This window comes from Streptomyces sp. NBC_00846, from assembly GCF_045207325.1.
GTDB lineage: Bacteria > Actinomycetota > Actinomycetes > Streptomycetales > Streptomycetaceae > Streptomyces.
On the sequence record NZ_CP108846.1, the window covers coordinates 5,636,580 to 5,655,219 of the forward strand.

General features: G+C 70.0%; 20 protein-coding genes and 1 pseudogene. 19 read left to right on the forward strand and 2 right to left on the reverse strand.

The window, feature by feature from the left end; genetic code table 11:
- Positions 1–50 precede the first annotated feature (50 nt).
- Positions 51–1,964 (forward strand): ATP-dependent zinc metalloprotease FtsH, encoded by a 1,914-nt coding sequence (ftsH, locus tag OG936_RS25970; RefSeq protein WP_406497846.1) that lies wholly within the window; start codon positions 51–53, stop codon positions 1,962–1,964.
- Positions 1,965–1,997: 33 nt separating this feature from the next.
- Here the strand turns inward: ftsH and OG936_RS25975 are convergent, their stop codons facing one another.
- Positions 1,998–2,858: a class I SAM-dependent methyltransferase gene (locus tag OG936_RS25975; RefSeq protein WP_406497848.1), complete on the reverse strand. Its 861-nt coding sequence runs from the start codon at positions 2,856–2,858 to the stop codon at positions 1,998–2,000.
- A gap of 239 nt (positions 2,859–3,097) precedes the next feature.
- Between OG936_RS25975 and proS the strand changes: the two genes are divergently transcribed.
- The 18 genes from proS (at position 3,098) to OG936_RS26065 (ending at position 17,784) form a co-directional block, all read left to right on the forward strand.
- A complete protein-coding gene (gene proS, locus OG936_RS25980) occupies positions 3,098–4,513 on the forward strand; it encodes a proline--tRNA ligase (RefSeq protein WP_406497849.1) in 1,416 nt (471 codons plus the stop codon).
- Between the two features lie 228 nt (positions 4,514–4,741).
- Positions 4,742–5,335, forward strand: a complete 594-nt coding sequence (locus tag OG936_RS25985) for a hypothetical protein (protein ID WP_406497851.1) — start codon at positions 4,742–4,744, stop codon at positions 5,333–5,335.
- A gap of 157 nt (positions 5,336–5,492) precedes the next feature.
- On the forward strand, positions 5,493–5,936 hold the full coding sequence (gene rpsP / locus OG936_RS25990) for a 30S ribosomal protein S16 (RefSeq protein ID WP_383751530.1): 444 nt from the start codon (positions 5,493–5,495) through the stop codon (positions 5,934–5,936).
- 2 nt (positions 5,937–5,938) lie between these two features.
- On the forward strand, positions 5,939–6,178 hold the full coding sequence (locus OG936_RS25995) for an RNA-binding protein (protein WP_005311361.1): 240 nt from the start codon (positions 5,939–5,941) through the stop codon (positions 6,176–6,178).
- A 92-nt stretch (positions 6,179–6,270) separates the two neighbouring features.
- Complete coding sequence (gene rimM, locus OG936_RS26000) at positions 6,271–6,867, forward strand: ribosome maturation factor RimM (protein WP_406497853.1); 597 nt, start codon at positions 6,271–6,273, stop codon at positions 6,865–6,867.
- A complete protein-coding gene (trmD, locus tag OG936_RS26005; protein WP_406497855.1) occupies positions 6,867–7,688 on the forward strand; it encodes a tRNA (guanosine(37)-N1)-methyltransferase TrmD in 822 nt (273 codons plus the stop codon). Before rimM ends, trmD begins: the two co-directional genes overlap by 1 nt.
- 165 nt (positions 7,689–7,853) lie before the next feature.
- Positions 7,854–8,204: a 50S ribosomal protein L19 gene (gene rplS / locus OG936_RS26010; protein ID WP_093899094.1), complete on the forward strand. Its 351-nt coding sequence runs from the start codon at positions 7,854–7,856 to the stop codon at positions 8,202–8,204.
- Between the two features lie 45 nt (positions 8,205–8,249).
- Positions 8,250–9,020 carry a signal peptidase I gene (gene lepB, locus OG936_RS26015; RefSeq protein WP_406497857.1) on the forward strand — a complete coding sequence of 257 codons (771 nt, stop codon included), beginning with the start codon at positions 8,250–8,252 and terminating at the stop codon, positions 9,018–9,020.
- A complete protein-coding gene (gene lepB / locus OG936_RS26020; RefSeq protein ID WP_406497859.1) occupies positions 9,013–10,038 on the forward strand; it encodes a signal peptidase I in 1,026 nt (341 codons plus the stop codon). The genes lepB (OG936_RS26015) and lepB (OG936_RS26020) overlap by 8 nt, the downstream gene beginning before the upstream one ends.
- The gene (gene lepB / locus OG936_RS26025) at positions 9,989–10,885 is read left to right on the forward strand and encodes a signal peptidase I (RefSeq protein ID WP_406500612.1); all 897 of its coding nucleotides are present in this window, start codon (positions 9,989–9,991) and stop codon (positions 10,883–10,885) included. The genes lepB (OG936_RS26020) and lepB (OG936_RS26025) overlap by 50 nt, the downstream gene beginning before the upstream one ends.
- A gap of 50 nt (positions 10,886–10,935) precedes the next feature.
- Positions 10,936–11,688: a signal peptidase I gene (gene lepB, locus OG936_RS26030; RefSeq protein WP_383751541.1), complete on the forward strand. Its 753-nt coding sequence runs from the start codon at positions 10,936–10,938 to the stop codon at positions 11,686–11,688.
- Positions 11,678–12,166 (forward strand): NUDIX hydrolase, encoded by a 489-nt coding sequence (locus OG936_RS26035; protein WP_266748933.1) that lies wholly within the window; start codon positions 11,678–11,680, stop codon positions 12,164–12,166. The genes lepB (OG936_RS26030) and OG936_RS26035 overlap by 11 nt, the downstream gene beginning before the upstream one ends.
- 64 nt (positions 12,167–12,230) lie before the next feature.
- Positions 12,231–12,539: a DUF2469 domain-containing protein gene (locus OG936_RS26040; RefSeq protein WP_003965949.1), complete on the forward strand. Its 309-nt coding sequence runs from the start codon at positions 12,231–12,233 to the stop codon at positions 12,537–12,539.
- A 231-nt stretch (positions 12,540–12,770) separates the two neighbouring features.
- Positions 12,771–13,130 (forward strand): YraN family protein, encoded by a 360-nt coding sequence (locus tag OG936_RS26045; protein WP_266748934.1) that lies wholly within the window; start codon positions 12,771–12,773, stop codon positions 13,128–13,130.
- Positions 13,130–14,755 (forward strand): YifB family Mg chelatase-like AAA ATPase, encoded by a 1,626-nt coding sequence (locus OG936_RS26050; RefSeq protein ID WP_406497861.1) that lies wholly within the window; start codon positions 13,130–13,132, stop codon positions 14,753–14,755. The genes OG936_RS26045 and OG936_RS26050 overlap by 1 nt, the downstream gene beginning before the upstream one ends.
- A 110-nt stretch (positions 14,756–14,865) precedes the next feature.
- Positions 14,866–16,020, forward strand: a complete 1,155-nt coding sequence (gene dprA, locus OG936_RS26055) for a DNA-processing protein DprA (protein WP_406497863.1) — start codon at positions 14,866–14,868, stop codon at positions 16,018–16,020.
- 242 nt (positions 16,021–16,262) lie between these two features.
- On the forward strand, positions 16,263–17,099 hold the full coding sequence (gene whiG / locus OG936_RS26060) for an RNA polymerase sigma factor WhiG (protein ID WP_266748964.1): 837 nt from the start codon (positions 16,263–16,265) through the stop codon (positions 17,097–17,099).
- A 118-nt stretch (positions 17,100–17,217) separates the two neighbouring features.
- Complete coding sequence (locus tag OG936_RS26065) at positions 17,218–17,784, forward strand: TetR/AcrR family transcriptional regulator (RefSeq protein WP_406500613.1); 567 nt, start codon at positions 17,218–17,220, stop codon at positions 17,782–17,784.
- Between the two features lie 212 nt (positions 17,785–17,996).
- Here the strand turns inward: OG936_RS26065 and OG936_RS26070 are convergent.
- A pseudogene (locus OG936_RS26070) lies at positions 17,997–18,581 on the reverse strand (peptidoglycan DD-metalloendopeptidase family protein); the annotation flags it as partial.
- Between the last annotated feature and the right edge of the window lie 59 nt (positions 18,582–18,640).

Genomic DNA, 18,640 nt, shown 5'->3' on the forward strand with positions numbered 1-18,640 from the left:
CGATTTCTCCTTTAGTGTCACATTCACTAGCTGTCGGCAGAGGAGCGCGCGTGACCAACCCCGTACCTCCCCGCGAGCGGCCCGATCAGCCCTGGCGCTCCGAGGGCGCCCCGCCGCCCCCGCCGCCGGGCCGGAAGATGCCGGGAGGCTGGGGCGGACTGCTGCTCGCCGCGCTCGCTGTCTATCTGATCGCCAATCTGGTGCTGTCCTTCTTCAACGGCGAGAAGGAGCCCACGATCGCGTACACGGAGTTCAGCAAACAGGTCACCTCGGGCAACGTCTCCAAGATCTACTCCAAGGGCGACGCCATCCAGGGGCAGCTCAAGAAGGAGGCGAAGTTCCCCGGAACCGACAAGAAGTACACCAAGTTCGTCACGCAGCGACCCGCGTTCGCGGACGACAACCTCTGGGCCGAGCTGGTCAAGGACGATGTCGCGGTCACCGCCCAGCCCGTCGTCCAGCAGCGCAGCTTCCTCGCCAACCTGCTGATCTCGCTGGCCCCGATGCTGCTGCTCGTCCTGCTCTGGGTGTTCGTCGCCCGCAGGATGGCCAAGGGCATGGGCGGCGGTATGGGCGGCTTCGGGCGCAAAGCCCCGCCCAAGCCCGTCGAGCTGGAGGCCGGCCGGCGCACCACCTTCCAGGACGTGGCCGGGATCGACGAGGTCGAGGGCGAGCTCAACGACGTCGTGGACTTCCTGAAGAATCCGCAGGCGTACCGGAAGATGGGCGCCCGGATGCCCGGGGGAGTGCTCCTCGCAGGACCGCCCGGCACCGGCAAGACGCTGCTCGCACGGGCCGTCGCGGGTGAGGCCGGGGTGCCGTTCTTCTCGGCATCGGCCTCCGAGTTCATCGAGATGATCGTCGGCGTCGGCGCGAGCCGGGTGCGGGAACTCTTCGCGGAGGCGCGCAAGGTCGCCCCCGCCATCGTCTTCATCGACGAGATCGACACCATCGGCCGGGCCCGCGGCGGCGGCTCCGGCATGGGCGGCCACGACGAGCGCGAGCAGACGCTCAACCAGATCCTCACCGAGATGGACGGCTTCTCCGGTTCGGAGGGCGTCGTCGTCCTGGCTGCCACCAACCGCGCCGACGTCCTCGACCCCGCCCTCACCCGGCCGGGCCGCTTCGACCGGATCGTCCAGGTCAGCCCGCCGGACCGGCGCGGCCGGGAGGCGATCCTGGAGATCCACACCCGGCAGATCCCGCTCGCCGACAATGTGAACCTGGCCCAGGTGGCCGGTACGACCCCCGGTATGACCGGCGCCGATCTCGCCAACCTCGCCAATGAGGCCGCGCTGCTCGCCGTCAAGCGCCGGCAGTCCGAGGTCAGCCAGACCGATCTCTCGGACGCCCTGGAGAAGGTCCAGCTGGGGGCGGAACGCTCGCTGGTCATGTCGGACGAGGAACGCCGCAGGACCGCGTACCACGAGAGCGGTCACGCCCTGCTCGGCATGGTCCAGCCGGGCGCCGACCCGGTCCGCAAGGTCACCATCGTGCCGCGCGGCCGGGCGCTGGGCGTCACCCTCTCGACGCCGGAAGCCGACAAGTACGCCTACACCGAGGAGTATCTGCGCGGCCGCATCATCGGCGCGCTCGGCGGGATGGCCGCCGAGCAGGTGGTCTTCGACATGGTCACCACCGGCGCGGAGAGCGACCTGGAGCAGGTCACCAACCTGGCCCGCGGCATGGTCGGCCGCTGGGGCATGAGCCACAAGGTGGGCAGGCTGACAGCGATCCCGAGCGACGCCCAGCAGGCGTACGGGCTCTCCGCGGCCCCCGCCACACTCGACGCGGTGGACGGCGAGATGCGGCGCATCGTCGACGAGTGCTACGAGGACGCGTGCCGGCTCCTGCGGGAAAACCGGCACAGGCTGGACTCGCTGGCCGCGGCACTGCTGGAGCACGAGACGCTGGACGAGGCCGCGGCCTATCGGGCGGCCGGGATCGCCCGTCTGGCCAAGTAGCCGCCGCGGGGCCCGGACGGTGCACCCGGGACTTCAGGTCGTGCACACGAGATAGCGGAAGACGTTCGGCATCCAGATCGTGCCGTCCTTGCGCAGATGCGGACGCAGAGCCTCCGCGACCTCCTTCGCCACCCGGTCCTGGTCCGTCGCCACCACCGCCGCGTCGAAGAGCCGCGTCGACAGCAGTCCCCGCACCGCGCTGTCCATGTCCGCGTACCCGAACGGGCACGCCACCCGGCCGGAACCGTCCGGGCTCAGACCGGCCCGGAACGCCACTTCCTCCAGATCGTCCCGCTCCCACGGCCGCCAGCCACCGGTGAGCGGCGCCCGGGCCCCGTCGGAGAGCCGCCCTGCCAGCCGCAGCACCGGCGCCGTCGCGCACCGCTCAGGCGGACCCCACCCGGCCAGCACGACCGTGCTTCCCCGGGCGGCCAGCCGTACGGCCGACCGCAGCGCGTCCACGAGCCGTTCGCCGTCACCGGATGAGCAGCCGATCGGAGTGAATGCGGTGATCAGGCTGTACGGCGCCCCGTCGGCCGAAGCTGCCGCGGACGGATCACCGTCGACGAGCCGGGCGTGCCCGGCCGGAGTTCCGGCATCGCTCCCCGGATCGGGCAGCAGCCGGCCGCGGGCGAGCGCGAGCCGTTCGGTATCGGTGTCGACGCCGGTGACGTGCGCGCCGCGCGCGGCCGCGATCAGCAGCGCGAGACCGGAGCCACAGCCGAGGGAGAGCAACCGGGTGCCGGTTCCCACTTCGAGCCGCTCGTACACCGCTTCGTACAGCGGTGCGAGCATCCGCTCCTGGATCTCGGCCCAGTCCCGGGCACGGGTACCCGGATCCACCGCAGTGGCCGTGTCCGCGTAGCTGTGGTGCCGGACGAGCGTTGGTGTCATGGAAGCGCCCCAATCCGCCGAGAGGTCGGTCGTGTCCGATCGGTCGTGCCCGAGTCGATGCTCCCCCCTGCGTGTCTGCGCCCGTTCCCCCCGTATGTCAGAGAACTGCGCATCCGCGCCCGCGTCCAGAGGTCTGATGGCAATGGTTGTGTGCTCCGGTGCTGCGCCCGTGCGTACGGCCCGTGGAGGCAGGGCCAGTCGCTCCGTGTGGTGGACGGTGTCGCCGTACGATGCGCGCCATGGCAAAGGCACCCGTTCTCACGCCCCAGGCCGAGGACTTTCCCCGCTGGTACCAGGATCTGATCAACAAGGCCGAACTCGCGGACAACGGTCCGGTGCGCGGCACCATGGTCATCCGGCCGTACGGATACGGCCTGTGGGAGCGGATGCAGCAGGAGTTGGATGCCCGGATCAAACAGGCGGGCGCCCGGAACGCTTACTTCCCGCTCTTCATCCCCCAGTCTTACCTGACACGCGAAGCCGAGCACGTCGAGGGCTTCGCGCCGGAGCTCGCGATCGTGACCCACGGCGGCGGAAAAGAGCTCGAAGAGCCCGTGGTAGTGCGGCCGACGTCCGAAACGATCATCAACGAGTACTTCGCGAAATGGGTCCAGAGCTACCGGGATCTGCCGCTGCTGATCAACCAGTGGGCGAACGTCGTGCGCTGGGAGATGCGCCCGCGGGTCTTTCTCCGCACGACGGAATTCCTCTGGCAGGAGGGCCACACCGCCCATGCCACCTACGAGGAGGCCCGGGAGTACGCCGCGTACATCCACCGGGACGTCTACGCGGACTTCATGGAAAACGTCCTCGGTATCGATGTGGTCCTGGGCCGCAAGACCCCGGCCGAGCGGTTCGCCGGAGCCGTCAACACCCTGACGCTCGAAGGAATGATGCGGGACGGCAAGGCCCTGCAACTGGGCACGAGCCACGAACTCGGCACCAACTTCGCCCGGGCCTTCCACACCAGCTATCTGTCCAGGGAAGGCAGGCAGGAGCTCGTCTGGCAGACCTCCTGGGGCTCCTCGACCCGCATGGTCGGCGGTCTGATCATGGCGCACGGCGACGATCACGGTCTCCGGGTGCCGCCGCGCCTCGCCCCCGTCCAGGCCGTCGTCCTCGCGGTCAAGGACGACGACGCGGTACTGGCCACGGTCCGGTCGGTCGGGGAGCGGCTGCGCGCAGCGGGGATCAGGGCCGAGGTCGACGAGCGCACCGACACCCCGTTCGGCCGCCGCGCCGTCGACTGGGAACTGAAGGGCGTGCCGGTACGGATCGAGCTCGGCCCGCGCGATCTGGCGGACGGCACCGCGATGCTCGCCCGGCGGATCCCCGGCGGAAAGGAACCGGTGGCCATCGACGCCCTGACCGAGCTGCTCCCGACGGTCCTGGAGGAGGATCAGGCAGCCCTGCTGCGGGAGTCCCGGAGCCGGCGCGAGTCGGCCACCAGCGAGGTCACGTCCGTCGAGGAGGCCGTGGAAGCGGCGGCCGCGGGCGGCTGGGCGCGTATCGCCTGGTCGGCCCTCGGCCCGGCAGGGGAGGCCCGGCTCGCGGAGCACGGGGTGTCCGTGCGGTGCCTGGTCGCCGACGACGGGTCCGTGCCGGACGCGGACGACGCCCCCGGTACTGTCGCCCTGGTGGCCCGCGCCTACTGACGCCCCACCCGCCTCCGGGGGCCGCCCGGCGGCCCGGCGTACGGTTGCCCGTCTACGCCCGGGCGTACGGGGCGCTACGTACCACCTTGGTGTGAGCTGTGAGGCTTCTCCGCAGATCAGCGCACCCGCCCTCGTCAGGACGCATCAATGGCAACTGACTGGTACGTGCAAATTATTTGGGATGGCCCGGAATCGGAACACCGGGGCCCTCGTGCTCGTTGTCACGACGTGAGCACGACACCACCTGTACTTGCCGCAGAGCTGGCGCAGGCGTGGGCCGACATTCAGCGGTACCACCCCGAGCTGCCCGATCTAGCCGCGCCAGAGTCCCTGATCGGAGAGTCCTCGTCCGCCTGTGGCGCCGAACTCTCCTTCGAGCGACTGCTCCATGAGGCAGTCCACGGCATCGCCGCCGCGCGAGGTGTCCGCGACACCTCGCGGGCCGGCCGCTACCACAACCGACGATTCCTCGCGATCGCCGAGGAGCTGGGCCTCGATCATGCCGAGGAGCCCCACCCCAGCAGCGGCTTCTCGCTGGTCACGCTCAACCCCGAGGCCAAGCGGAGGTACCGCCCGACGATCGAGCGGCTGCAGCGCGCCCTCAAGGCGCATACGGTCGCCACCGCCGCCGACACCAAGCGTTCCTTCCGCGGGCCGGCCGCCCGGCACGGCTCCTCCGGCGGGGGCGTCCGCGTCAAGGCGGTCTGCGACTGCGGACGCAATGTGCGGGTCGTCCCGTCGGTGCTGGCGCAGGCGCCGATCGTCTGCGGTGGCTGCGGGAAGCCGTTCCGTATCCCCGAGGGGGCGGTCGCGGTGGGGTGATCCGACGCGGTGTGGCACAATGGCTAGCTGTACTCGACAGTCGCATAGGACCCCTCTCTCCTCCGGCTGACGCGTCCATCGGGCACCCGAGTACCGCAACCCCACGTGGCATCTTCGTTGTGCCCAACCACGTCATAGACCAGGAGACACCACTTCCGTGGCAGTCAAGATCAAGCTGAAGCGTCTGGGCAAGATCCGTTCGCCTCACTACCGCATCGTCGTCGCCGACTCCCGTACCCGCCGTGACGGCCGGGCCATCGAGGAGATCGGCCTGTACCACCCGGTACAGAACCCCTCGCGCATCGAGGTCAACTCGGAGCGTGCGCAGTACTGGCTGTCCGTCGGCGCCCAGCCGACCGAGCCGGTTCTCGCGATCCTGAAGCTCACCGGTGACTGGCAGGCCCACAAGGGTCTCCCGGCCCCCGCGCCGCTGCTGCAGCCGGAGCCCAAGGCCGACAAGCGTGCCCTGTTCGAGGCCCTGGCCAAGGACACCGGCGAGGAGTCCAAGGGTGAGGCCATCACGCAGAAGGCGAAGAAGTCCGACAAGAAGGCGGACGAGGCTGCTGACGCGGCTGCGTCCGCCGAGTCGACCGAGGCCTGAGCATGCTCGAGGAGGCTCTCGAGCACCTCGTGAAGGGCATCGTCGACAACCCTGACGATGTGCAGGTCGCCTCGCGCAACCTGCGCCGTGGTCGCGTGCTGGAGGTCCGGGTCCACCCCGACGACCTCGGCAAGGTGATCGGCCGCAACGGTCGTACCGCACGCGCGCTGCGTACCGTCGTGGGCGCCATCGGCGGCCGTGGTATCCGCGTCGACCTCGTCGACGTGGATCAGGTTCGCTGACAGAGTTGAACACCGGCACGGGCCGGGGAGGGCCATGTGCCCACCCCGGCCCGTCGTCGTACTGCAGGGTCGTAGGACAGGAGAAACACAAGGTGCAGTTGGTAGTCGCGCGGATCGGCCGTGCCCACGGCATCAAGGGCGAGGTCACCGTCGAGGTGCGTACGGACGAGCCGGAGCTGCGGCTCGCGCCCGGGGCCGTACTCGCCACCGAACCGGCCGGCGCCGGACCGCTGACGATCGAGACCGGCCGGGTGCACAGCGGACGGCTGCTGCTGCGCTTCGAGGGCGTACGCGACCGTACGGCTGCCGAGGCCCTGCGCAACACGCTCCTGATCGCCGAGGTCGATCCGGCGGAACTCCCCGAGGACCCCGAGGAGTTCTACGACCATCAGCTCATGGACCTCGACGTGGTCCTCGCCGACGGTACCGAGATCGGCCGGATCACCGAGATCACGCATCTGCCGTCCCAGGACCTCTTCATTGTCGAGCGGCCGGACGGCAGCGAGGTGATGATCCCGTTCGTGGAGGAGATCGTCGCCGAGATCGATCTCGAAGCGCAGCGCGCCGTGATCACCCCGCCGCCCGGTCTGGTCGACGAGAGCCAGGCTGTGATCGACTCCTCGCGGGACGAAGACTGCGAAGCAGACGACGACGGGGACGAGGCGCCCGGGGCCGGGAAGGACGCCTGATGCGCCTCGACGTCGTCACGATCTTCCCGGAGTACCTGGAGCCGCTGAACGTCTCCCTCGTCGGCAAGGCACGCGCGCGCGGCCGCCTCGACGTGCACGTGCACGACCTGCGCGACTGGACGTACGACCGGCACAACACGGTCGACGACACCCCGTACGGCGGCGGCCCCGGCATGGTCATGAAGACCGAGCCGTGGGGCGAGGCGCTGGACGACGCGCTGTCGGCCGGGTACGAGGCCGGGGCGCACTCCCCGGTGCTCGTGGTACCCACACCCAGCGGCCGCCCGTTCACCCAGGAGCTCGCCGTCGAGCTCTCCGAGCGGCCGTGGCTGATCTTCACGCCGGCCCGCTACGAGGGCATCGACCGGCGGGTGACGGACGAGTACGCGACCCGCATGCCGGTCGTCGAGGTGTCCATCGGGGATTACGTGCTGGCCGGCGGGGAAGCCGCGGTACTGGTGATCACGGAGGCGGTGGCCCGGCTCCTGCCCGGCGTGCTCGGCAATGCCGAATCACACCGGGACGACTCCTTCGCCCCCGGCGCGATGGCCAATCTGCTGGAGGGGCCGGTCTACACCAAGCCGCCCGAGTGGCGCGGCAGGGGCATCCCGGACGTCCTGCTCAGCGGGCACCACGGGAAGATCGCGCGCTGGCGGCGGGATGAGGCGTTCCGCCGCACCGCCCTCAACCGGCCCGATCTGATCGAGCGCTGCGAGGCGAGCGCCTTCGACAAGAAGGACCGCGAGATCCTCTCCATCCTCGGCTGGTCACCGGAGCCCGGGGGCCGATTTTGGCGCAGGCCCGAGGCCGTGGAAGAATAGGCCGCCGCTGTCCGTCCGACGTGCGCCCCTGCCACAGGGGGAAAGCGACCGTTGTGTTCCCCATGGACATGGGGATGGTTCCGACGCCCGCCCGACGTGATCAGCACCCCGAATTCATCACTCTCCCGTCGATGACCTGTGGCATCGGCGAAGAAAGCAGACAACATGGCTTCCCTGCTCGATGGCGTCAACGCCGCCTCGCTGCGTACCGACGTCCCGGCCTTCCGCCCCGGCGACACCGTCAACGTCCACGTGCGAGTGATCGAGGGCAACCGCTCCCGTATCCAGCAGTTCAAGGGCGTAGTCATCCGCCGCCAGGGCTCGGGTGTCAGCGAGACCTTCACGGTCCGCAAGGTCTCCTTCAGCGTCGGCGTCGAGCGCACCTTCCCGGTGCACAGCCCGATCTTCGAGAAGATCGAGCTCGTCACCCGCGGTGACGTCCGTCGCGCCAAGCTGTACTACCTCCGTGAGCTGCGCGGCAAGGCCGCGAAGATCAAGGAGAAGCGCGACAACTGAGCTGACTCCCAGGTCCACAGGACGGCCGGATAAGCTCTGGCCCCGATGGACACGGAAGCCAAGCCCACGGAGCGCGACCGCTCCTTCGCACCCGCAGCAGGGTCGGAGGAGGGGTCGCGCTTCTCGCGTATCCCGGACCGGCTGACCGCTTCGATGTCATGGCGGCGGACCGCCGCGCTCGGTGCCGTCTGCTCGGTCTTCGTGCTGCTCGTCAGCGCCTTCGTGGTGCAGCCCTTCCTGATTCCCAGCGGCTCGATGGAGCCCACCCTGCGGGTGGAAGACCGGGTGCTGGTGAACAAGTTGGCGTACCGTTTCGGCTCCGTACCGCGGCGCGGCGATGTCGTGGTATTCGACGGCACCGGTTCCTTTGTGCAGGAGCCGCCCCGGGAGAATCCCGTCACCGGGCTGCTGCACGGTGCGGCAGCGTCCCTGGGCCTGGCGGAGCCCGCCGAGACGGACTACGTGAAGCGGGTGGTGGGCGTGGGGGGCGACCGGGTGGTCTGCTGCGACAAGCGGGGACGGGTCGAGGTGAACGGCAGCCCGGTCGACGAGGACTACCTGTATCCGGGCGATGCGCCGTCCGGGGTGCGCTTCGACATCGTCGTCCCCGACGGCACGCTGTGGATGATGGGCGACCACCGCAGCAATTCCCGCGACTCGCGCGACCACCTGGGAGAGCCGGGTGGTGGCATGGTCCCGGTCGACATGGTGATCGGCAGGGTGGACTGGATCGGCTGGCCGCTGGGCCGGCTGGGCTCGCTGCCGGACAGCGCGGCATTCGCCGGTCCACGGGTGCCGGGCGGGGCCCATGGGTAGCCGACGGCGGGGGCAGGGCGGAGACGATCCGGAGATACCGCCGCCGTCCGGCGCCGGGCCGGCGCCCGCGCGGTCGCTGCCGACCAGGGTGGAGCGGCGCAAGCTCGCCCGCAAGGTCAAGCGCCGGCGGCGCAGGTCGGCCGTCCGGGAGATCCCCGTTCTCATCGTCGTGGCGCTGCTGATCGCGCTCGTGCTCAAGACCTTCCTGGTGCAGGCCTTCGTGATCCCGTCCGGATCGATGGAGCAGACCATCCGGATCGGCGACCGGGTGCTCGTGGACAAACTGACGCCCTGGTTCGGATCGAGGCCCCAGCGCGGCGACGTCGTCGTCTTCAAGGACCCGGGCCACTGGCTCAAGCAGGAGAACACCGTCGAGAAGGACCCGCCCGTCGTCGTCAAGCAGGCGAAGGAAGCGCTGACCTTCATCGGGCTGCTGCCGTCGGACAACGAGCAGGATCTGATCAAGCGGGTGGTCGCGGTCGGCGGCGACACGGTGAAGTGCTGCGACAAGAACGGCCGGATCACCGTCAACGGCGTACCGCTCGACGAGCCCTATCTCTATCCCGGCAATCCGCCCTCCCTCATCAAATTCGAGGTAAAGGTTCCGGCCGGACGGATCTTCGTGATGGGTGATCACCGGTCGGATTCGGCCGATTCGCGCTATCACCTGGACGAGCCGGGACACGGCACGGTTTCCGAGGACGAGGTCGTGGGACGTGCTGTCGTCATCGCCTGGCCCTTCGGGCACTGGCGAAAACTGGAGGAACCGGCGACTTTCGACTCGGTCCCTGACGCGCGCGCCGGGACGGCTGCTGCCTCGGGCCCGTCGAATAGTGTGGTGTCCAAGGATCCCAACGGAATGATCCCTCTCCCGACCCCTGCGGAACTCCCGCTCGTTATGGGAGTGGTGGGCCTGCACCGGCTAGGGCGCAGGCGGTGGCACGGAGTAAGGAGTGGATGTGGGGGATTTGGCGGTCGGCGCACGATCCGGATACGAGGAACCCGAGGACCGGCCTGACAATCCGGAGAATGTCGAGTCCGCCGGGGCGACGGACCGCGCGGAGGGTGACGGCGACTCTCCGGACGACGGTGGTACGGCCCAGAAGAAGCCGCGCTCCTTCTGGAAGGAGCTGCCGCTGCTCATCATCATCGCGCTGGTTCTCGCGCTGCTGATCAAGACGTTTCTGGTGCAGGCGTTCTCGATCCCCTCGGACTCGATGCAGAACACGCTCCAGCGGGGCGACCGGGTGCTGGTCGACAAGCTGACCCCGTGGTTCGGCGCGGAGCCCAAGCGCGGCGAGGTCGTGGTCTTCCACGACCCGGGCGGCTGGCTGGAGAACACCCAGGCGGCCAATCCCAATGTGGTGCAGAAGTTCCTCAGCTTCATCGGACTGATGCCGTCCGCCGAGGAGAAGGACCTGATCAAGCGAGTCATCGCGGTCGGCGGCGACACAGTGGAGTGCAAGAAGGACGGCCCTGTCGTCGTCAATGGCAAGGCCCTGGACGACAAGTCGTTCATCTTCCCGGGGAACACCCCCTGCAACGACGAGCCGTTCGGCCCGATCCAGGTTCCCAAGGGCCGGATCTGGGTGATGGGCGACCACCGCCAGAACTCCCTCGACTCCCGCTATCACCAGGCGCTCCCGGGTGGCGGCACGGTCTCCAACGACGAGGTCGTCGGCCGCGCCATCGTCGTGGCCTGGCCGATCAACCGCTGGTCGACCCTGCCCGTCCCGAAGACCTTCGACCAGCCGGGGATCAATGCGGCGACGGGCCTGGCCCCCGGAGCACTCGGCGTGGCCGGTGCGCTGCCCATCGTGCTGTGGCGTCGCAGGAAGCTGACCAGCGGGCGTACCGCCGGGTAGTGTGCCGACTCGGATCAGCGGTTGTCGATCTCCGAGGTGGTGGCGCTGGGATGAGTGCAATAGGACGTACAGGTGACGGCCACGGCCGGCTCGGCAGCATGTTGTCGGGGCTGGCCGTGGCCGTCGGCTGTGTGCTCTTTCTCGGAGGCTTCGTCTGGGGGGCCGTGGTGTACCGGCCCTACACGGTGCCCACCGGGTCGATGACACCGACGGTGCATGCCGGTGACCGGGTACTCGCCGAGCGGATCGACGGCAGCGAGGTGCACCGCGGCGACGTGGTGGTCTTTACCGATCCGGCGTGGGGTGACATCCCCATGGTGAAGCGGGTCGTCGGGATCGGCGGCGACACGATCGCCTGTTGCGACAAGGGCCGGCTCACGATCAACGGCAAACGCGTTGAGGAACCGTATCTGCAGACCGAGGGGCCCGCCTCCTTGAAGAACTTCACTGCGGATGTGCCCAAGGGGCAGCTCTTCCTGCTCGGTGACGAGCGCAGTTCATCGTTGGACTCCCGGGTCCATCTGAAGGACCCGGGACAGGGTTCCGTGCCGCGCAGCGCGGTGCGGGCCCGGGTGGACGCCATCGCCTGGCCGATGAACGGCATGGTCGGGCGGCCGCCGGCCTTCGCGTCCTTCCCGGGCGGGGTGTCGTCGCCCGGGCCGTTACGGCTGCAGCTCGGCGCCATGGCGGCCGGTGTGGTGCTTATCCTCGGCGGTGCCGCGTACGGCCCGATCGCGGCGCGGTCCGCGCGATCGGACCGCAGGCGGGACAAGCGGGAAAGGGCGACGGCCGGTGCACACTGAGCAGCGGAAGGTCGCCCGGGTGGTACTCCTGGACCCCGACGACCGCATTCTCCTGATACACGGGTTCGAACCGGAGGACCCCCGGAGCACCTGGTGGTTCACCCCCGGTGGCGGCCTGGAGGGCGCGGAGACCCGGGAACAGGCCGCGCTGCGCGAGCTCGCCGAGGAGACCGGGATCACCGATGTCGAGCTGGGCCCGCTGCTCTGGCAGCGGCTGTGCTCGTTCCCGTTCGACGGGCGCCGCTGGAACCAGGACGAGTGGTACTTCCTGGCACGCACGACGCGGACCGCCACCGACACCAGCGGGATGACCGGGCTGGAGCAGCGCAGCGTCGCAGGTCTGAGGTGGTGGACCTCCGCCGAACTGTCGGCGGCGCGTGAGACGGTGTATCCGACCAGGCTTGCCGAGTTGCTGCGGACGCTGCTCGACGAGGGTCCTCCGTGTACGCCAATGGTTCTGGCCCCCGAAATCGCCTAAGCGCCCGGGGACACCGGGGCCTGGCGCACAATGGGGGCACGCACGGCTGAAGGGGAACATGCCAATGAGCGCCGAGGACCTCGAAAAGTACGAGACCGAGATGGAGCTGAAGCTCTACCGGGAGTACCGAGATGTCGTCGGTCTGTTCAAATATGTGATCGAGACCGAACGGCGCTTCTACCTCACCAACGACTACGAGATGCAGGTTCACTCGGTTCAGGGCGAGGTGTTTTTCGAAGTATCCATGGCGGACGCCTGGGTCTGGGACATGTACCGGCCCGCACGCTTCGTCAAGCAGGTACGCGTGTTGACATTCAAGGACGTCAACATCGAGGAGCTCAACAAGAGCGATCTCGAACTTCCGGGCGGCTGAGCCCGCTCTCCGGGGGAGACCCAGGGGGCATCCGAGGAGGATTCGAGGGAAGACCCGAAGGGGATCGCTCGTCGCCTCCGGAGGACTGCCCCCACCTTCGGGTGATCCCCGGCTTCGGGGGATCGATTCCCACCTCCGGGTGGCCGAGTTGTCCACAATCCACGAGTTGTCCACCAAGATCCACAAGCCGGGGCCGAACGCGTCAGAGTCGGTCCCGGAGGTGGTGCCGATATGAACGCACGGGGGGCACTCGGGCGGTTCGGCGAGGATTTGGCGGCGCGACTGCTGACCGAAGCAGGCATGTCCGTACTGGAACGGAACTGGCGCTGTCGTGCCGGTGAGATCGACATCGTCGCGTTGGACGGCGACGCACTCGTGGTCTGCGAGGTGAAGACCCGCAGGTCGGGTGCCTTCGAACACCCGATGGCGGCGGTCACGCCGGTCAAGGCGGATCGGCTGCGACGGCTGGCCGGGATCTGGCTCCACCGGCACGGAGGCCCGCCGCCCGGCGGGGTCAGGATCGACCTGGTCGGCGTGGTGCTGCCCAGACGTGGAGCGCCCGTCGTCGAGCATGCGCGCGGGGTGGCCTGATGGGGTTCGCGCGGGCGTGTTCAGTGGCGCTCGTCGGCGTCGAGGGCGTGGTGGTGGAGGTTCAGGCGGACCTGGAGGCGGGGGTGGCCGCGTTCACCCTGGTGGGGCTGCCGGACAAGAGCCTGGTGGAGAGTCGGGACCGGGTCAGGGCCGCGGTCGTGAACTCCGGGGCAGAGTGGCCACAGAAGAAACTCACGGTGGGTCTGTCACCGGCCTCCGTGCCGAAGGGCGGCTCCGGATTCGATCTGGCGGTGGCCTGTGCGGTGCTGGGTGCGGCCGAGCGGATCGATCCGGAGTCCATCGCCGATGTGGTGATGATCGGTGAGCTGGGGCTCGACGGTCGGGTGCGGCCGGTGCGCGGAGTACTGCCCGCCGTGCTCGCCGCGGCGGACGCCGGGTACCGCCAGGTCGTCGTGCCCGAGCAGACCGCGGGGGAGGCGGCGCTGGTGCCCGGGGTCTCGGTTCTCGGAGTGCGGAGCCTGCGGCAGCTGATCGCGGTGCTCTGCGACGAGCCGGTGCCGGAGGAGCGGCAGGCCCACGACGAGGGGCGCCCCGACACCATGCTGGCCGGGCTGATGGTGCCCGGTGCGGGGATCGGCACCGGGCTCGCCCGGGGGCCCGGCCAGGGCGACGGCAACCTGCCGGATCTCGCGGACGTGGCGGGGCAGTTGCGGCCCCGCAAGGCGCTGGAGGTCGCCGCGGCGGGGGGTCACCATCTGCTGCTCTCCGGGCCGCCGGGTGCCGGCAAGACCATGCTGGCCGAGCGATTGCCGGCGATCCTGCCCGTGTTGACGAGGAAGGAGTCCCTGGAGGTCACCGCGGTGCACTCGGTGGCCGGCATTCTGCCGTCGGGGGAACCGCTGGTTACCCGGGCGCCGTACTGCGCACCGCACCACTCGGCGACCATGCAGTCGTTGGTCGGCGGGGGCAACGGGCTGCCGAGGCCCGGTGCGGTCTCCCTGGCCCACCGAGGGATTCTCTTTCTGGACGAGGCACCGGAATTCTCCATGCGGGTGCTGGACGCGTTGCGCCAGCCACTGGAGTCGGGGCATGTGGTGGTGGCACGCAGCGCCGGGGTGGTGCGGCTGCCCGCCAGATTCCTGATGGTGCTGGCCGCCAATCCCTGCCCGTGCGGCCGGCACTCACTCAGCGGCGCCGGTTGCGAGTGCGCGCCGTCGACGGTCCGCCGCTATCAGTCGAGGCTCTCCGGGCCCTTGCTCGACCGGGTCGATCTGCGGGTGGCCGTCGATCCCGTCAGGCGCGAGGACCTGATGGGGCAGAGCGGCAGGGGCGAGTCGACGGCCACCGTCGCGGCCCGGGTCCGGGAGGCGAGGGCGCGGGCGGCACAACGGTTGGCCGGCACGGCGTGGACGACCAACAGCGAGGTGCCCGGCCACGAGCTGCGGACCCGGCTGGTCGTGGCACCGGGCGCGCTCATGGAAGCCGAACGGGACATGGAACGCGGCATACTCACGGCTCGGGGCCTGGACCGGGTGCTCAGGGTGGCGTGGACCGTCGCCGATCTGCGCGGTGCCGACCGGCCGGAAGCCTCCGACATCGCGGTGGCGCTGGAACTGCGGACCGGGATCCCCCGAGGCACCCTGACGAAGGCCGGAGCCTCATGACAGTGCGGGCGGACCATGACCAGGGGCAGCACCTGGGGCGCGCATCGGGGTGGGACCCGGAGTCAGGCGCGGGGCCCGAGCCAGGACCGGAGGGGGAGCCGGGAGCGGCGGTGAGCGATCGGGAACGCCTGGCGCGGGCCGCGCTGACCCGCATCCTGGAGCCGGGGGACGAGCGCGGCGGCCGATGGCTGCGCGAACTCGGCGCCGTCGAGCTGATACGGCGGATCACCACCAGGGACGGGGCGGCGGAGCAAATGACCGGAATGACTCCGAAACGTCTCGACGGGTACCGGTTACGGGCCGAGAGCGCCGAGCCCGAGCAGGACTTCGCGGCAGTCGCAGCACTCGGTGGACGGTTCGTCTGCCCCGGCGAGCGGGAGTGGCCCAGCCAGCTCGACGACCTGGGACACGCCAGGCCGATCGGCCTGTGGGTGCGGGGACCGCGCGATCTGCGGCTCTGGGCGCTGCGCTCGGTCGCCGTGGTCGGTGCCCGTGCCTGCACGCCGTACGGCTCCCACATGGCGGCGAGCCTCGGTGCGGGTCTCGCCGAGCTGGGGTGGGTGGTGGTCTCGGGAGCGGCGTTCGGGGTGGACGGGGCAGCTCATCGTGGCGCGCTCGCTGTCGATGGGGCGACGATGGCGGTCCTGGCCTGCGGCGTGGACGTCGCCTATCCCCGGGGCCACGCCGAGCTGATCGGACGCATGGCGGAACAGGGGCTCGTCATCGGCGAATTGCCACCATCCGATCATCCGACCCGCAGCAGGTTCATCCTCCGGAACCGGGTCATCGCCGCGTTGACGCGCGGGACGGTGGTGGTCGAGGCCGAATACCGCAGCGGTTCGCTGGTCACCGCACGCTGCGCGCAGCGGCTCGGCCGCTTCACCATGGGTGTGCCGGGCCCCGCCACCAGCGGGTTGTCGGCAGGAGTCCATGAACTGCTCCGCGGGGAAGGCATCCTGGTGACGGACGCCGCGGAAGTAGCCGAACTGGTGGGGGACATCGGTGAACTGGCCCCGGCCAGGCATGGCCCCGTACACCCCAGGGACCTGCTGGACGCCGTCTCCGCCAGGGTCCTCGACGCGCTGCCGTCGCGCGGGGCCGTCAGCGGGCGCGAGGTGGCCCGCGCGGCGGGAACCAGCGCCGACGAAGCGCTCGGCAGACTGTACGAACTGCACTCACTGGGGTTCGTCGAACGTGATGGCGACGGATGGCGGTTGACGCCGCGACGTATATGCAATGGCGACGCGCGGCGAGGCGGTACTTGACCTGGAGCATTCGGGTGAAAAGGTGATGCCGATGACCTCGGCGGATCCTTCAGCGACCCTTCCGGGGCCGGCGCACGCGGCGACGGCCCCGGAACTCAGGCATGTTGGATCGACCGGTATGGCACAGCGCCGATCCGCTGTCCTGCGCGGACCGCGACGCCTCAGTCACGCTACGCTCGCAAGGAATCCGATTCAGACACAAGTCCCCCAGCACTTCACAGCAGAACGGCTCAAGGCACCACATGCCCCAGCACACCTCCGGGTCTGACCGCGCGGCAGTACCACCGGCTGCGCGTGGCACTGTGCGCCCCCCTGCCCCCTCCTCGCTCGACGAGTTGTGGCGTTCCTACAAGTCCACGGGCGACGAGCGGCTGCGGGAGCAGCTGATCCTGCACTACTCGCCGCTGGTGAAGTACGTCGCGGGCAGGGTGAGTGTGGGCCTGCCTTCCAACGTCGAGCAGGCGGACTTCGTCTCCTCGGGCGTCTTCGGACTGATCGACGCGATCGAGAAGTTCGACATCGAGCGCGCGATCAAGTTCGAGACGTACGCGATCACCCGCATCCGGGGCGCGATGATCGACGAACTCCGGGCGCTGGACTGGATCCCGCGCTCGGTGCGCCAGAAGGCGCGGGCGGTGGAACGTGCCTACGCCACGCTGGAGGCGCAGCTGCGACGCACTCCTTCCGAGCCGGAGGTCGCTGCGGAAATGGGCATCGCGCTGGAGGAACTGCACGCGGTTTTCAGCCAGTTGTCGCTCGCCAACGTGGTCGCGCTGGAAGAGCTGCTGCACGTCGGCGGCGAGGGCGGCGACCGGCTGAGCCTGATGGACACGCTGGAGGACACCGCCGCCGACGATCCGGTCGAAGTCGCCGAGGACCGTGAGCTCAGGCGGCTGCTCGCCCGGGCGATCAACACGCTTCCGGAGCGTGAGAAGACGGTTGTCACGCTCTACTACTACGAGGGCCTCACGCTCGCCGAGATCGGCAACGTGCTCGGGGTCACCGAGAGCCGTGTCAGCCAGATCCACACCAAATCGGTGCTGCAACTGCGCGCGAAACTGGCCGACGCCGGCCGCTGACCCCCTCCTGGTGGCCGGTGCGGTTGTGGCTGCTTCGGGCACCAATAGGGGCCTTACGCGCCCTCTCGGACACCGGTCGCCGTAGAGTGGACGGGTGCCCAGGATTCGAGCGGCCTCGGTGGCCGAGCACCGGACCATGCAGCGCGACGCCCTCCTGGACGCCGCCCGCTCCCTGCTGTCCGAGGGCGGTACGGAGGCGTTGACCTTCCCCGCTCTCGCCGAACGCACGGGCCTCGCCCGGTCCTCCGTCTATGAGTACTTCCGCTCCCGTGCGGCCGTCGTCGAAGAGCTCTGCGCCGTCGACTTCCCCGTCTGGGCGGCCGAGGTCGAAGGCGCGATGGAGCAGGCCGCCACGCCGGAGGCGAAGATCGAGGCCTACGTACGGCGACAGCTCGACCTCGTCGGCGACCGCCGCCACCGGGCGGTCGTCGCGATCTCGGCGAGCGAACTGGACGCGGGCGCACGCGAGAAGATCAGGGCCGCGCACGGCGGGCTGATCGCCATGATCGTCGAGGCGCTCGGCGACCTCGGCCACGAACAGCCGAGGCTGGCGGCGATGTTGCTGCAGGGCTCGGTGGACGCCGCGGTGCGGCGTATCGAACTCGGCGTGGCGGAGGAGCCGGGCGTGATCGCGGACACCGCTGTCGCCATGATCCTGCGCGGCGTGCAGGGCGTACAGGACTGACGTCGGCGTCGCACGGCGGCGACGAGCAGAACGCCGGGGGCGGCGAGCCCGTCCCCGGCCCCCTCGGCCGAGGGCCGCGGCTCCGGTACGCCGAACACCGGCAGCAGCCGGGACGGCCCCCGCCGCAGCAGCCCGGGCGGCAGCAGCGACAACGGATCCAGATACGCGGCACCGCGCCGCAGCCCCCAGTGCAGACAGCCCGACGCGCAGTGGAAGGGCCCCGCCTCCATGACTGCCACGACCTGTCCCGCCACCACCTCCTCGTCCTTCGCGACCAGCGCGCGCACCGGCTCGTACGTGGTCCGCTGCGGTGGATCACCCGTCCCGGCCACCTCGATCGCCAGTACCCCGCGCCCCGCCACACGTCCCGCGAACGAGACCCGGCCCGAGGCCGCGGCGAGCACCGTCGTGCCCGGTTCCGCGGCGAGATCCACCCCGCGGTGGCCCCGCCCGTAGGCGTCGGCCGGCGGCTCCCATCCCCGTACGACCGCGGGCCGCCCGGACAGCGGCCACACGGCGGCAGGCGCGGCCCCCGTCCCTGCCGCTGTTGCGATCGGCGCACCGCACAGCGTCGCGAGAAGGGTCACCACCGCCACGAGCGCGGCCTCGCGGAAACGGAATCCGCGCACGAGCCGGAGTCGGCGCACGAGCCGGAGTCGGCGCACGAGCCGGAGTCGGCGCACGAGCCGGAGTCCGCGCACGAGCCGGAGTCCGCGCACGAGCCGGAGTCCGCGCACGAGCCGGAGTCCGCGCACGACAAGGGAAAGGGAAACGGTCGGATCGGGTGTGCATCGCATGGCAGAACGGTCCCGTGCCGCGCGGATTCGCGGGGATCATGGTCCGGATCTGTGGACTA